The 15,046-nt window shown below is 43.7% G+C and carries 15 protein-coding genes; 7 read left to right on the forward strand and 8 right to left on the reverse strand.

From position 1 onward, the window contains the following. Nucleotides 1-277 precede the first annotated feature (277 nt). The 4 genes from RM368_RS01060 (at nucleotide 278) to RM368_RS01075 (ending at nucleotide 3,760) form a co-directional block, all read left to right on the forward strand. Entirely contained in the window at nucleotides 278-1,681 is a 1,404-nt protein-coding gene (locus RM368_RS01060) for a glycoside hydrolase 100 family protein (RefSeq protein ID WP_322692309.1), read from the forward strand. A gap of 517 nt (nucleotides 1,682-2,198) precedes the next feature. Further along, nucleotides 2,199-2,501 carry a hypothetical protein gene (locus tag RM368_RS01065; RefSeq protein WP_322692310.1) on the forward strand — a complete coding sequence of 101 codons (303 nt, stop codon included), beginning with the start codon at nucleotides 2,199-2,201 and terminating at the stop codon, nucleotides 2,499-2,501. Between the two features lie 103 nt (nucleotides 2,502-2,604). Then, entirely contained in the window at nucleotides 2,605-3,072 is a 468-nt protein-coding gene (locus tag RM368_RS01070; RefSeq protein WP_322692311.1) for a hypothetical protein, read from the forward strand. 43 nt (nucleotides 3,073-3,115) lie between these two features. Next, nucleotides 3,116-3,760 carry a DUF938 domain-containing protein gene (locus tag RM368_RS01075; RefSeq protein WP_322692312.1) on the forward strand — a complete coding sequence of 215 codons (645 nt, stop codon included), beginning with the start codon at nucleotides 3,116-3,118 and terminating at the stop codon, nucleotides 3,758-3,760. Nucleotides 3,761-4,055: 295 nt separating this feature from the next. Here the strand turns inward: RM368_RS01075 and RM368_RS01080 are convergent, their stop codons facing one another. Beyond that, nucleotides 4,056-6,305, reverse strand: a complete 2,250-nt coding sequence (locus RM368_RS01080; RefSeq protein ID WP_416212200.1) for a glycoside hydrolase family 10 protein — start codon at nucleotides 6,303-6,305, stop codon at nucleotides 4,056-4,058. A 393-nt stretch (nucleotides 6,306-6,698) separates the two neighbouring features. Here RM368_RS01080 and RM368_RS01085 point away from each other — a divergent pair, with 393 nt between their 5' ends. Continuing rightward, nucleotides 6,699-7,166: a DUF3592 domain-containing protein gene (locus RM368_RS01085; protein WP_322692313.1), complete on the forward strand. Its 468-nt coding sequence runs from the start codon at nucleotides 6,699-6,701 to the stop codon at nucleotides 7,164-7,166. A 513-nt stretch (nucleotides 7,167-7,679) separates the two neighbouring features. Here RM368_RS01085 and RM368_RS01090 read toward each other — a convergent pair. Next, the gene (locus RM368_RS01090) at nucleotides 7,680-7,952 is read right to left on the reverse strand and encodes a Precorrin-3B methylase (protein WP_322692314.1); all 273 of its coding nucleotides are present in this window, start codon (nucleotides 7,950-7,952) and stop codon (nucleotides 7,680-7,682) included. A gap of 482 nt (nucleotides 7,953-8,434) precedes the next feature. On the opposite strand from RM368_RS01090, the gene RM368_RS01095 reads away from it, so the two are divergent. Then, nucleotides 8,435-9,961, forward strand: a complete 1,527-nt coding sequence (locus RM368_RS01095; RefSeq protein ID WP_322692315.1) for a glycosyltransferase — start codon at nucleotides 8,435-8,437, stop codon at nucleotides 9,959-9,961. A gap of 665 nt (nucleotides 9,962-10,626) precedes the next feature. Here the strand turns inward: RM368_RS01095 and RM368_RS01100 are convergent. From RM368_RS01100 to RM368_RS01110, 3 genes are read right to left on the reverse strand one after another with little or no spacing between them, the layout of a single operon-like run. After that, a complete protein-coding gene (locus tag RM368_RS01100) occupies nucleotides 10,627-11,619 on the reverse strand; it encodes an alpha/beta hydrolase (protein ID WP_322692316.1) in 993 nt (330 codons plus the stop codon). 21 nt (nucleotides 11,620-11,640) lie between these two features. Next, nucleotides 11,641-11,961 carry a hypothetical protein gene (locus tag RM368_RS01105; protein WP_322692317.1) on the reverse strand — a complete coding sequence of 107 codons (321 nt, stop codon included), beginning with the start codon at nucleotides 11,959-11,961 and terminating at the stop codon, nucleotides 11,641-11,643. A 12-nt stretch (nucleotides 11,962-11,973) separates the two neighbouring features. Next, nucleotides 11,974-13,161 (reverse strand): IS110 family transposase, encoded by a 1,188-nt coding sequence (locus tag RM368_RS01110; RefSeq protein WP_322692318.1) that lies wholly within the window; start codon nucleotides 13,159-13,161, stop codon nucleotides 11,974-11,976. 91 nt (nucleotides 13,162-13,252) lie between these two features. Between RM368_RS01110 and RM368_RS01115 the strand changes: the two genes are divergently transcribed. After that, nucleotides 13,253-13,453: a hypothetical protein gene (locus RM368_RS01115; protein WP_322692319.1), complete on the forward strand. Its 201-nt coding sequence runs from the start codon at nucleotides 13,253-13,255 to the stop codon at nucleotides 13,451-13,453. Nucleotides 13,454-13,514: 61 nt separating this feature from the next. Here RM368_RS01115 and RM368_RS01120 read toward each other — a convergent pair whose 3' ends face one another. From RM368_RS01120 to RM368_RS01130, 3 genes are read right to left on the reverse strand one after another with little or no spacing between them, the layout of a single operon-like run. Continuing rightward, a complete protein-coding gene (locus RM368_RS01120) occupies nucleotides 13,515-13,760 on the reverse strand; it encodes a hypothetical protein (RefSeq protein WP_322692320.1) in 246 nt (81 codons plus the stop codon). Then, nucleotides 13,753-14,439 carry a hypothetical protein gene (locus RM368_RS01125; RefSeq protein WP_322692321.1) on the reverse strand — a complete coding sequence of 229 codons (687 nt, stop codon included), beginning with the start codon at nucleotides 14,437-14,439 and terminating at the stop codon, nucleotides 13,753-13,755. Before RM368_RS01125 ends, RM368_RS01120 begins: the two co-directional genes overlap by 8 nt. Nucleotides 14,440-14,452: 13 nt before the next feature. Next, nucleotides 14,453-14,809, reverse strand: a complete 357-nt coding sequence (locus RM368_RS01130) for a hypothetical protein (RefSeq protein ID WP_322692322.1) — start codon at nucleotides 14,807-14,809, stop codon at nucleotides 14,453-14,455. Nucleotides 14,810-15,046: the final 237 nt, after the last annotated feature.

The following is a 15,046-nucleotide window of genomic DNA, read 5'->3' on the forward strand; positions in this document are numbered from 1 at the left end:
TTACCACAGCATACTTTGACCGAGTAATTGCAGTCAATCTCCAGGGTGCTTATCTCTGCGTCCGTGAAACTATTAAACACTCCTTGCCCCCACTAATTGTCTTTAATTTTGAATTGATAATTTTGAATACTTCGACAAGCTCAGTACAAGTTTTGAATTGGAGCGAAGCGACTTGACTTTATATGCTTGACTTTCGGGAATCTTGGTCAGCTTGAGGTTAGGCTGGCGTACTTTCCACAATTAAGCCGATACATACCATTAGTGGAATTCAACGCCTATGACTAGTGCGATCGATAAGAACAGTCAGATGGAAGCAGAAGCTTGGGAATTATTGGAAGATTCTGTAATTTATTACCAAGGAAAACCCATTGGTACTGTAGCCGCCAAAGATGCAAAGGCAGATGCACTCAATTATGACCAGTGCTTTCTCCGCGATTTTGTCCCTTCTGCCTTGGTGTTTCTCATGCATGGCAAAGCAGAGATTGTGCGTAACTTCTTAGTAGAAACACTGAAATTACAAAGTCATGAAAAGCAGATAGATTGCTTTGAACCGGGAGCGGGATTAATGCCTGCCAGTTTCAAGGTTCATTCTAACGGGAACGAGGAATTTTTGGTCGCTGATTTTGGAGAGCAAGCGATCGCTCGTGTTCCCCCAGTTGATTCTTGTATGTGGTGGATTCTCCTGCTACGAGCTTATGAAAAAGCTACAGGTGATTTTTCCTTGGCGCGTCAGCCAAATTTTCAAGCCGGAATCAAACTAATCTTGGATCTTTGCTTAGTACATCGGTTTTCCATGTACCCAACAATGTTAGTTCCTGATGGCGCGTTTATGATTGACCGTCGCATGGGAGTTTACGAACATCCTTTAGAAATTCAGGTGTTATTCTACGCGTCTTTAAGAGCTGCTAATGAATTGCTTTTACCAGATGGGGATGGCGATAGCTACCTTAGCAAAGTCAATAGGCGATTGGGATCTTTGAAATATCATATCCGCAATTATTATTGGCTAGATTTAAAGCGATTGGGGGAAATCTATCGTTACAAAGATAACGAATTTGGAAAAGAAATTGTTAATAAATTCAACATCAACTCAGAATCAATTCCTACTTGGTTGACCGAGTGGTTGCCCGAAACTGGAGGATATTTAGCGGGAAATTTAGGGCCGGGACGGATAGATTTTCGCTTTTTTGCTCTGGGAAATCTGATGGCAATTTTAACTTCCTTAGCAAGCGAAAAAGAATTTCAAAGCATTATGAATTTATTCGCCCAACGTTGGCAAGATTTAATCGGCTATATGCCTGTTAAAATTTGCTTTCCCGCAATGGATGGTTTAGAGTGGAGAATTGTTACAGGATGTGACTCTAAAAACAGAGCTTGGTCTTATCACAACGGCGGTAACTGGCCGGTTTTACTGTGGTTATTTACCGCTGCGGCACTGAAAGCCGGTCGCACAGAACTTGCTCAAGCAGCGATCGCTATTGCCGAAAAGCGTTTATTTAGAGATAAATTCCCGGAATACTACGATGGCAACAATGGTCGTTTAATTGGCAAAGAAGCCCGAATTTATCAAACTTGGAGCATTGCCGGATTGCTAGCTGCTAAAAAGCTTGTGGAAAATCCAGAGTACTTGGAATTAATCAGTTTTGCAGAGGGTCTTGAAGGCCCTGGCTGTAGCCTGTAGGTAAATTGTAGAGACGGCGGGCGATTCATCGCGTCTCTTGCCTTAACCGAACAGTATTGGGTAGTCAATACCTGGCAAAATTTAACCCCAAAAATGATTTAGTAGTGTAATTATACAGGGTGTTTCTGCTAACTAGTACAACTTGGTGTCAATCCAGCTACCATCTCAATTCAGCAGACAATGGCAGACAAGTTGTTTTGAGCAACTGGTTAAAGGTAGACAAACTTTCGACTGTACTAGCTATACTGACATAACATTACAAGCGGCCAAACTTTTGGTAAGTATAAGTTAGTAAATAGTAGATTTGTACCATAAAAATCCTGAGTAAAAGGTGACAGCGATCGCACAGCCTACTTCTCCATCAGAGAGTACACCAACGAATGACCCTGCCTCTGAATACCCTTCTCAAATACCCCATAACTGATACACTAAGTTATAAGAGGTATCTGAAGTGTCATACTTAATAAGATCAACAGATAGTCTTTGCATAATTATCACGTTTTAACGTGTATTAACCATGAAAACAACTTCAGATTTAATTCTAGAATTTGAAAAACTATTCAGACAAAAATTACAACTAAATAATTGTAAACTTAGAAAGAAAAGACAAGAGAATAATTATGAAATTATGACTCCAGCTAAAGACATTTTTTTGATGTATTGGTCTGAGTTTCCAGAAGTTAACTTAATATATCAGGCTATAGGGGTACGCACTCAGCAGACTAGTGTTTATGAACGAGCTATCCGCTCCCACATTAGTTCTAGTTTGAGTAGTATTCAAGAGAATCCTCACTCTGAATCACCATTATTGGTGAAATAGCTGATGCTCAGATAACACAGATAATATTTACTAAGCTCTCGCCAGTTTTGTTATATAACTGACGAGAGTTAATCGCCGAAAATGTGTCGATCGAGAGATAAAAATGCAATCCGAAAAAAATCAAGATCGGCTAGATTATAAAACCTTGTTAGTCAATGCAAAGCAAGCCTTAAAAGTTGAATATCAAAAATCAGCCGCTTTAGCATCTCAATTGAAAACCATCAAAACTCAGTTAGAACAAGTTCTAGCTGAAAACAAAATTTTGAGAGAAAGTGCCTATGAAGATGTAGTTAAGCACTTTGAGGCGCGTACTCAAGCAGCAGAAGCACTGGCACTCAAAACAGAAGTACGCCAAAAATTCCTGGAAGCCAATGGTTGTAAGGATGATGAGAGCTTCGATGCTCTATGGAATATTATTAAAAATAAGATTCAGATCCAAGACAATGAAGTGAGAATCGTTGCTCAAAATGGCACTCCTAAGTTCACCTTAACAGGCAGCATGATGACTTTGAGAGATTTTATTCAATCTCTCAAACAAGATGCAATTTCGAGAAAATTTTTCTTGGGCTAGAGAGCCAAATTTATGAAAGCCTCTGGCTAATATAACGATCCAGATGACACCACAAGACGCACGACGAAAATACGCACCAGCAACCGAGCGTAACCGCGAACCAATTCTAGAAGTACTTTTACAAGTGTTGCCGGAGAACGGCACTATTTTAGAAATAGCAAGTGGTACTGGCGAACACGCAGTTTTTTTTGCATCCCGGCTCAAAGATTATCTGTGGCTCCCAACCGATGTAAATCCACAATCAAGAGCCAGCATTATTTCATGGACTGAACACAATGTATGTGATAACGTTTATGCACCGCTTGATCTAGATGCAAAAGAACCAGTTTGGGCTGTGGAAAATGATGGATTGGATTGGCTGAATACGAAGCCAATTGTCGCCATTGTCAACATCAATATGATTCACATTTCACCTTGGTCAGCCTGTCTGGGGTTGATGGCAGGGGCAGGTCGTATCCTAAAAGCAGGAGGTATTCTCTATTTATATGGCCCCTTCAAACAAGGTGGAGAACATACAGCTGCGAGTAATGCAGCTTTTGACGAATATTTACGCACTGAAAACCCAGAGTGGGGTGTGCGTAACTTGGATGATGTCATAGCAGTAGCTAGGGCACAAAATCTGATATTGCAACAGATTTACCAAATGCCAGCTAATAATCTTTCAGTAGTGTTTCAACGTTCAGGGTAACTGAAAGTTTAGGGTTCAAAACCCTTCATTTGGATGAAGGGTAATTGGTGTAAATCATTGGTCTTTCAAGACGCGATAAATCGCGTCTCTACATCAGGGTTTTGGCCATTGTTTGCGTAAGTTTTGGGTTAATTGAACGCTATCTGAGTAAGGGATTACCAAGAAATAAATTATCCAGTCTTGTGGGGTGGACATCTTGTCCGCCCCTTTCTACGGGCGGGCGAGACGCCCACCCCACAAGAAAAGTTGTATATTTTTTTATTTGGTAGTCCCTAAGCAAGTCTTTACTTTCTTCTCACCGCCGACTGCGAAAACCCTGTTTACCATTAACTTGGTCAAAGAGTACATCGTATTTATCAAACAAAGCGATTCCAGGATTTACGAATACAGTCAGTTCTGATTGTGGCGAGATACTCAAATTCCAGCGATTAAATCCGTCACGGGTTCCTGGTGTCAAACTGTAATCAAAAATGCCATTAATTCCTACTTTTACAGCATTTGCTGACCCTAATACTCCGGGTTTGAGTTTACCTGCTGTAGAAGCTGACTTGAATTGAGTCAAACCATTAATAGTTCCAGTATCAGCGATCGCTCTGCTATTACACAAATTTTTCGCAGAACTCCCAGCAAGAGTTAAACAAACTTTGTTCAGTCGAGAGTCCCATCTTTTACCGGGTACACCATTAATTTCAGGTTGTTGACTCCAAGAAGCCATTTTGAAACCTGCTTGATTTTCGGCAGTTAAACCGAGAATTAGGCTGCCATTATTATTACTACCACCATTGCCAACGACAATAAATCCGTTACTCAGATTGCCTGATAATTTTCTCAACGGGTTATAGGGAAGTGATTTTTCAAAATAGTTAACACCGATAATTCCCGAAAATGGTACACCACTGTTTGCCGAACACTTAGGTTTGTCGGCGCTACATTGGCGATTAGTAACAACCTGTACGGGAACAGGTTCGGCGGTGGGAATCAAACCAAACCGGACATTAGTGTAAACTAATTCTCCTTCTAGGATAGTACCATCACTTAATACTTCCTTGATATTTTGACCTGTTCTTTGGATGGGAGAATTACCTAAAAACTCTTTAGGAACTCTTAGCCCTGCTGACCCTGTATCTAATAAAATACGTTTTGGTTGACCATTTGCGATCGCAACTTCCAAAAAATAACCGCGAACACGTTGTCCAAGGGAAGGTTTTGGATATAAAGGTAAGTTTATGGTATTAAAAGTTGGCTGGCGGGGTGTATTTTGCGAGATATCGCGCAGTGCTGAATTTGGGAAAAGAGCCGCAAATGCCGACTGGCGTTGCTCTGCTGGTTCAGGGGCAATATCCCAAAGGCTTTCGTAGTAGAAAAAACCAATACCTAAACCGCGTTGTTGTACTGCTTCTACCTGGGATTTGATTTGTGGGATAGCAACTGGACGATTTCGTAAACCCGCCATAATCCCGATACCAGTTGGAATAATTTGTTGGGTTTCTAAAATTTCTGGACGGGTAATTTGAGCGATAAAACTTTCCACATCATTACGGTACACCTGCATCACCAACTCATCGACAATACCCAATCGTACCCAGTTGAGCCAATCTTGCAGTTGCATTTTATAGGCGAAATTATAGTAATTAGGAGCAACTGAAAAAATCGCATTCGATTTTTTGGCTTTCACTGTTTGGTAAAGGTCTACCATAAAGGCAGTAATTTTATCTGCCCGCCATTTTATCCATGCTTGGGCTTGGGGATTGGGTGGTGGAGGATTCCCAGTTTCTTGAGTATATAGACTAATCGTGTACTTATCGTAACCAAAATCCACAGGTAAACTCGTATGGTCGTCAAATTGAACGCCATCAGCATCGTATTTAGCGATAACTTCCACGACAAGTTCCCTGATAAAATTTTGCACTTCCGGGTGAAAAGGATTCAACCACGCTACTTCACCCGCAGCACTAATTGAAGTTTGAGTCCCATCCCCTTTTTGTGTTAGCCAATCTGGATGCTGCGATGCAAGTTCCGAAGTTAGAGGAACCATAAAACCAAATTCAAACCAGGGTATTGCTAGTAACCCTTGTCTGCGCGCTTGAGTAATAATGTCTGCAATTACATCTTGTCCATCTATTCCCTTGAAGAAAAAGGGTATCCCCTCTTTCTGCATGATCGCACTGGGATATTGTGTATAACCATCATTCCAAACTACGGGATAAACAGTATTAAAGTTTAACTGCCGCAGTTGGCTCATGGCTGCTTGCACCTGCGAACGATTTCTAAAAACACTAAAATCGTTACCACTTAGCCACACTCCCCGAATTTCCTGACGGGGTTGAGGAGGTAGTTGGGCAACGGCAGGCGCAAAACTATTTAGTAGCAATACTAGAAAGAATGATATCAGACATAATAATGGCAGCAGACGCTTTTTCAAAATCCACGGCAATGTCTGTTGACTCATTACCTTGCTTAGACCTACTAGTACTCGTCTGTGTACAGGCTTAAATAGTAAGTTAGTTAGAATTGCATTAATTTTTTCCCAAAACTGAGTTGTCATTACTTTTGCTTACTAAATGAGGTTAATTGGTTATATTTAATACCATATAAACGTTAAATTACTACATCAGAAAAACTGATGCAGTATAGCTGCAAGATAGTTGACGCAGTTATAGGGTTAGTAGTGCCAAATAGAAATGTTTCAAATGTAAGCTATAGTCGAGATTGTGATGAAATTTATCGTAAATCACTCGTGTTTAAGACCCCTACCTCTACAGGTAGCGCAAAGTCAAAGCCACTCCGCCTGCGATCGTTTTCAGTCGGGGTTTAAATCCCCGTACTTCGGCTACCTGAAAATGTCTAAAATGTTTTAATTTTGAATTTTGAATACTTCGGCTACGCTCAGTACAAGTTTTGAATTTTGAATTGTTAATGTTGTGCCATCGTCAAACCCATGAATTTCCAACCTCACCAAAATACTTTTGATGACAAACTAAGCGCAAGTATTGGGCTGGTGATTGGATTGCTGTTTATTGGAGGCGGTTTTTGGGTACGTAACATCATTGCGCACGAAGGTGCAACCCTAAACGAAACACGCGGTACGGTGGTAGACAGCATCAGTCGTCGCGATCGCAGCAGTACGAACAATAATGATAATGAGCAAAAAGAAACCTATGCGCCAGTTATCGAGTTTTTAGCCAACGGCAAACGCACTCGTTTTACAGGCAGTTATGAGTCCTACCGCTCCAGCAATGGTCAGATGGTAGTGGTACGTTACAATCCTCAACAACCTATAAGCACTGCGCATGTCGTGAATCCGTTGGAAGGTTTAGTACCTTGGGGAATGTTTGGGATGGGTGGGTTAGCTGTGGTTTTTAGCGTGGGCGCACTTTTGCCTGTACGCTGGTCTTCAGGTGGGTAATATAAATTAACGTGAGTTCGACAAGTCCTTTTTTGACCTCTCCTCCAACCCCTCTCCGACACGGAGAGGGGAGCCAAAACCCTAATTTCTCGTTGCTACTCCCTTTCCCGCGGGCTACGGTGTACACACATCTCTAAAAATCTTACCCACCCAATATTTCTGTTCAAGTGAAAGTCTCACACTGAGCAAATATCCCGCCCAGAACTAAAGTTCCGGGCTGATAAGCGAAAGTCCTCTAAAAGAGGACTAAACTAAATTTCTTGTTTATACCAATTTGAAAAATGATTGCGACAGATGGAAAACTGAAACATTTATCCAATGGATGTTTCACAATCCAAAATCCAAAATCCAAAATGGTATTAGTCCTCTTTTAGAGGACTTTCGTTATGAGACTCGGAATTTATTCCGAGGCGGGATAGATACACTGCACCAACACTTGTGTGTACACCGTAGTTCCCGTAGGAGAGGGCTGGGGTGAGGGTTAATCGAACTCACGTTAAATTAGATATATTTTTAGATAGATTTTGATTTTCGTGGTGACTTTGGCGGCGTTCGGTGTGCGCCAAAATATTTCTCACTGCGGTAACGCAACCACACCCGCAACACTTGCGGAATCTGGTCTTTTTGTTCTTTAGTCAGAGTATTATAAAGGGCTAAAGCGCGATCGCGTTCGCCCCGACAAGCAGCATTGTTGTGAGCATCCCAATAGCTACGGGCTACTCGAATCCGCCGACAGACTTCTTTAATCAGCGCCTCTCCCGTCAATGGAATATCTTGCTTGGTCATACTCAAATGCGATGAATTTCTAATGCCATCCTAGCAAGTCAGATTTATTTGGACACTTCAAATATCAATACAGTTCAGTTAAGCTTTTATTTCTCCCCCTGCCTCCCCTGCTCCCCCTGCTCCCCCTGCTCCCCCTGCTCCCCCTGCTCCCCCTGCCTCCCCTGCCTCCCCTGCTCCCCCTGCCTGCCTCAACGGATAAATTTCTTAACTGAACCGTATTGCTTCAAATATGTCATTCGGTATATGTGCGCGTACCGCAGTAATGATTAACTTTAAGCATTAGGAAAATGACTGTACTGGTTGAGTTTAAGCTCAAGGGAATCAATAAAAGCCCTTTGACTTACTTTTTGATGGTATTTACCTACAGTCTTACTGCCTGCGTTTTTCAGCCTTGAGAGTTTTTAACAAGCTCACTAAGCTGTTATGCTGCCATCTTCAGGCAAAATTTTTAGTAGAAATTAACCTGTATTAGGAAGCGGGCAATGCACATTGGATTTCTCAACCCTCAAGGCAATTTTGATTCAGGCAATAGTCACATCACCAAACACCCAGATTTTGGGGGTCAACTAATTTACGTTAGGCAAGTCGCTATAGCCATAGCTCAAATGGGTCATAAAGTTGATATTATCACCCGTCAAATTATTGACCCGGAGTGGCCAGAGTTTGCCGAAACGATTGACACTTATCCAGGGATCGATAATGTCCGCATTGTCCGCTTACCAGCTGGGCCAAAAGAATTTCTCTCTAAAGAATTGTTATGGCCTCATCTTGTCGCTGATTGGGTACCCAACATCTTGAAATTTTATCAACAGGAAGGTAGCTTACCCGATGCTATGACTGCTCACTACGCTGATGGAGGACTGTGTGGCGTTCTAATTGAAGAGGAGACAGGCATACCTTTTACCTTTACTGCTCATTCTCTTGGCGCTCAAAAGATCGACAAACTGGAAGCCACCCCAGAAAATCTCACAGGAATAGACGAGCAATTTCATTTCAGATATCGCATTTTAGCCGAACGCCTGAGCATGAATCGCTCGGCGGTTAATATCACCAGCACGCGACAAGAACGTTTTGAACAGTATTCTCATCGAGTCTATAGTAGTGCAGTGGATGTAGACAACGACAACCGCTTTGCAGTGATTCCACCGGGAGCAGATTTCTCGATTTTCGGTGCAGAGGCGCGTTCCGAAAACGAGGAGGCTACTTACGAGTTCATTCAGGAACGATTGGCACGGGACATTGCAGAAGACCGTCGAGATTTGCCCGTCATCTTAGCATCCAGTCGATTAGAGCCGAAAAAAAACATATTGGGGCTAGTGCAAGCTTTCGCAATCAGTCCAACACTTCAGGAACGAGCTAACTTGGTGCTAATTACAGGGGCGCTGGACAATCCTTTACGAGAAGAGACTAGCGACGAAATCACTGAAGAAGTATTAGCCCCGATTCGGGAAGCGGTCAAAGAAAACGACTTGTGGGGCAAAATCAGTGCATTTAGCTTGTTACATCAATCTCAAGAGTCACTAGCAGCAACCTATAGGTTTATGGTTAAACGCCACTCAGTATTTGCGCTGACCGCACTCTACGAACCTTTTGGGCTTGCTCCCTTAGAAGCAGCAGTAGCAGGTTTACCAGTGGTAGCAACCAAGAACGGTGGCCCTAGCGAGAGCTTGCAACAGGGAGATCGGGAATATGGCGTACTCGTCAATCCAGAAGATCCTGCTGATATTGCACGGGGCTTGGAGCGGTTGCTATGTGATGCTCAAGAGTGGGAGTATTTTGCCCAAGCTGGTCAGGAACGGGTGTTGAAGAAGTACACTTGGGAATCTACTGGTGAAAACTACCTGTCTTTGCTTGAGCAAATTGTGTCTTCACCGGAAAGCCCTCGCGCTGAACTCCTTCCTATCCATCCCTACTTCCTTAATCCAGAATCGCAGACCGATGTTTCTTTGGAAGAATTGGGCGAACTCTACTTTGGATCTAATCAAAAGGTACTAAGAAATGCGGATTAAATAAAGTGCAAAACTAAGGTCAAAGCAAAAGTTGCTACAGACTGCGCGAAACACCGAAACGTCAAAGCAGAAGCTCCTACAGACTGCGCAAAACACCGAAACGTTAAAGCGGAAGTTGCTACAGACTGCGCAAAACACCGAAACGTTAAAGCGGAAGTTCTTGCAGGGAAAGCGGAAGCTCCTACAGACTGCGCGAAACACCGAAACGTCAAAGCAGAAGTTCTTGCAGGGAAAGCGGAAGCTCTTACAGACTGCGCGAAACACCGAAACGTCAACCCTGGAGCAATATTTTTTGATGGATGCTAAACGTGGAATGCAGGTAGCTATCAATAGACCTCTTGGCATTTGTGCTTTTTGCACTTTTGGGGAAAAGGGACTCATATTAAAGGGGAAAGGGAAAAAACCTTTAACCGAATAGCACTAAGATAAATCCAAAGTCTTGTGTTGCCTCGTTCCCAGCTTGGAGGCTGGGAACCCATTTTGCGAGGCTCCGCCTCTTCTTTCTTGACCAGAGGCAGAAGCCCACAGGAACTCGTTCCCAGTCTGAAGACTGGGAACGAGGTTAAACAAGACTTTTGGCTTTACAAGCGTGCCATTCACCTTTAACCTTTTTCCCAAACCCAATTTTGAGTTAAAAATGCACAAAGCGTGCAGTATTTAGGTAGCTATGAGCAGCCAGCGCAAAATGTGCTGACTGCTTGAGAAAACTGCTGGTTTTGTTCCATCAATGCCATGTGTCCACCTGGCTTTAGGGTGACTCTTTCAGAGTAAGGTAATTCTGCTTTCATGCGATCGCTCGCCACAGGTTTTGTTGCTATATCTGAAGCCCCACACATTACCAACACAGGAACGTTAATAGTTGCAAGTGTGTCTGTTTCGTCGAACTTTAACATTCCCAGTGTGCCACGAGCCAGAACCCCAGGCGAACCCAATGCTGATAATAAACCTGCAAAACTTAGTTGACCGCGTGTTTCAGTACCCGTAAATCCAGATAGTTCGACGGTGATATACAGCGAACCATTCAAATACGAAAGCCAAGTCATCAACCAAAAAACCGGCCACAGCACGATAGTCAGGTACAACACAGGTTCGAGTAGAGGTTTCTGTAATTTACGTACCAGATTGCTAAAGATACAAGTTTTTACCGGATTGGTGTAAGTAGTATCTACAAGAATTAAGCCAGCCACTCGACTCCCCAATTGCTCTGGAAACAGGCGACAGAATGTCAGGTTAATCATGCCGCCCATGCTGTGTCCCAACAAGATAACAGGTTTATTCCCTGCTATGGCAATTACAGCTTCCAAGTCACGGGCATATTTTTCTATAGAGTGATCGTTGTTTTTCGGTTTAGCGGATTTTCCTAACCCTGGTAGATCCCAAACAATTACTCGGAAGCGATCGCTTAGTTGTCGTTTGGCATAATACCATACAGTACTGTTTGGCCCCCAACCGTGTGACAAGATAATTGGTTGACCATCTTCAGGGCCAAAAAACTCTACCTGCAACACACTCCCATCTGGACGTGGCAAGCGCTGCACGGTTTTGCTACGCATAAACTTGGGTTCCTCGGCTCCAGGACGGCGCAGTAGTGGCAAACTGATAAAACGACCGCCAAAAGTCCACAGAACCATTACTAGTCCAGCTACTAAGTAGGGCATTCCTACAAGTTCTCGTTCACTCTAGTCATTTGAAAGCTTAAAAACTTGAGTGCATGTTTTTAGATGCCCCTGTATTGCTTCATCCCAAGTGGGGTAAAAGTTTCTTTTTCCATCCATTACCCCACCTATGACCAAAGTTTCAAATATCATCGGCTGAGAAAGTGAGTTGCTGCTGCCAGGGTTTAAGTCTATGCCCACAAATCTAGTTGAAATTATAGAGTCCCTGAGTTCGTTGAGCATAACCGTGGTGCTAGCTGACATTATCCACAAAGACCACTCCATGAAAGACTCAACAGGAATCGGGGTTTGTCCTTCTAATTTGTAATAATACCGATTAGGCATAATCCGTTTTTGTCACTTCAAGCTTTTAACTAACTCTCTAAACAGTAACCGCGCTCCTTTGGCTGCAATGCGATTTCTGACAAGTTTGACCGGGCGACCAGCTGCTTTTTCACTATCTAACTGTTCGCCCAAAATTTTACCAATTTCATTTTTAAGACGCGATCGCTTCGGCTCGATCCGAGTAAAAACCCACTGCCACAAGGACTTACGACATAAATCTGAACCGCCTACGACTTTGGCTTTACGGCTATCGCCTGATGCTTCCATTGAGGGAGCTGCCCCCAAAGCTTTCTGAAATCTTCTCAGTGAAAGGTGGCGTTTGGTAGGCTTTTTAGAATTTCGCCCCTGGCGTATTCTCACCTCTGGTTTCCTTTCTGCATTGAGGAATCCCTCAATGGGATAAATCTGGGAGAGAACGATCGCAGTTAGGCGATCGCCAAATCCAAATTTTTTGAAGACTGCGCGGTAATGCTCAAATCTAGAATCAGCAAGCAATTGGCGCAACTCAGCCTCAATGACGTGTTCCTCACGCTGAAGGTCACAGATCCGTTTTGCGTGTTCTCGAACAGTGTCAGTGATTCCCAAGCCTACTGTTTGGGAGTAAAGGCAGTCATAACGCTTGCTTTTGCGAATTCCCGCAAGCCAACCCCAAAGTAAAGGTGGTTCACCGGATTCACCCCGCCGGGACTTTACCAGTGCAATTTCTGGAAATTGCCACGCTAAATCTTGCCGTGCCCGATTCATAATCGGTGACTGAACGCGGTTAAGGTGAGCAAGTCTCAGCACCAGTTCTCGAATTCTGACAATAGTGCGATCGCGAATTTGGACAAATCGCCGCGGGTCTTGGGAATAGTCGAAGTAGTAACAAGCGAGTGCTAGAGCATCAGCGTCATCGTCTTTATCAGGTAGTGCCAGGTGATTGGCTCGATAATTTCTGAGTTCTTTGTGACCCACTAGCCGAACTTCTACCCCGGCGCGGGCCAAGTGAGTACCCCAAAGTTTACTGTAATTGTTGCCAGTTGGTTCTAACAGTGCAATGTCCGCATTGAGCGCGAGTAAATCTTGAATTCCCTTTGCATCAGCGCTCAACTTGAAAAATGGACACTCGTAGTAGAATTGACGTGGATCTGAGGGCTTTTCTAAAAGCAGGCAAACCGAAACCGAGGACTTGCTGACATCAAGTCCCAAAATTCTAATCATTCAGTTCCTCCTGGGTGGTTTCGTCTTGTTCCCTGATGCCATGCCTGCGAATCACCCGAAGGCCACAACAGCCTAATTCACTCTCAAGGCAATGCCGCAGCGCGAACTGCGGCGACATAGGGAGGGAACAGCACATTTACAGCAGCCGAGCTTACGAACGAGAGAAAGCCATAAAAGCTTGATTCATACCAAAAGCCCTAAGCTGCTGTGTGTATGTGCTGTACGTCGGATTTGGAGTCCGTCCGCGACGCGATCGCGTTTACAATCGCGTTTCGGCTACTGGCTCAAGTAGCCCGCGCTTTTTTTAGCGCGATGCCTGCGGCGGGGGAGTACCCCTACGCAACTGCGATTCATCAGGCGGTTATTTCGTTATCCAGAGACCCAACTATTTCTTGAATTTTTTCAGCAGATAATTCACGGTATTGTTCGCCAGTTTTTGCTCCTACATATTCTTTCCAATCCTCTATGCTTTCCCCAGTTACTTTGGCAAGAATTTGTATAGCTACTCCCATAGCTAAAGTGTTTAGTACATATAAATCTTTTGGTAAAGTCACAAAGTCATTATTTAGTCGTTTAGTTATCAAGTTTTCATCATTCATAAATTTCATCATCATCAAATTCATCATCATCAAATTCGTCGTCATATCCAACTAATGAATATTCGTTTTCTGGGTCAATAATGTTAAGCGCATCGGTGAAGGCTCGACCCGTGAGAACGTCCATTACTGAGTAGTTACCCTGCGCGATCGCACTCTCGATTTTGCTCATCCTGAAATGTTGCTCCAGTTCTGGAGTACGTAACCTGGGGTCAACGTCCTCAATGGAGTTGATTGGCGGCGGCTGCTCGTTACCTTCAATCCAGCGATCGTGCTGGCTGTTATAAAATTCGCGGTATGCCCTAGCAGATGGTGGCTGTGGTGCAGTTTCAAAAAAGTCAGCTAGCTCTTTCTGCCTTTGAAAGCCTTCGGGGCCGCATAGCATAGAGTCAATCCACTCATGCTTCATAGCAAAGCCACCCTGAGCCATTGCTTCTTGTGTAACTTCAAGTGGATCTGCGTTGCGAACACTGGCGATCAATTGGCTGATGGCGACAGCTTGAGAACTTTTGAGCCGATCCAAGTCAACAATCCAGAGCGGAATCTGTTCGCCATCAGATGTGGTCACGCGCTCCAGGGGGAAGGGGTCGCGCATGGGTATCATGCCGAATGGGAACAAATCCATAATTGGCTCATAAGGACTGCCGGGTTTGAGTTTCACGAAAGTATCATGTTTGGTCATAACGAACCTTCAATTAAAAATTCTTGGTCGGGTCATCGTTGGATGACCCAGAATCAAAAGGGATGTCATCTGGATCTGGCTCTTGTAAGCTTGTTGATTGTTCTTCTTTACTTTTAAGTTGTCCTAGTTTCTCCTCTAGGTAAGAAATTTGCTCTCGAAGATTACTAGCCCTTCCCTCTAAATTTTTAATCAGAGCGACAATTTCGCTTTCTCGTGGTTCTCTAACTTTTCGCTCTACCATTTCCATGAGGCGAGAAATGGCTTCTTCCTCATCCTCTCCCTCCAATACTTCACCAAACAATTCCAGGTGCTTATTCTCATAATTCCCGATGTTGAGAACTCGTTTGTAAGAAATGGTTTTAACTTGCATAACAATGTGTGATATTTTTTACTTGTTGGAATTGATTTTTTTTAGCTGCGATCGCGTTACCTCTTGCAACGCGATCGCAAAATTATCCCCCGAACTGCCTCCTCAGTCGCTCTAACACAGCTACCCCCTCCGAGTAGCGCTTGCCAGTGAAGCCAAGCACTTCGGTCACGATCGCACTATCGCTTTTTTCACCTCCCAGGCGCTGAATTACCCGCCAAAGTACCCGGTCGTTATCCG

This window comes from Nostoc sp. DedSLP03, from assembly GCF_034530815.1.
Classification (GTDB): domain Bacteria; phylum Cyanobacteriota; class Cyanobacteriia; order Cyanobacteriales; family Nostocaceae; genus Nostoc.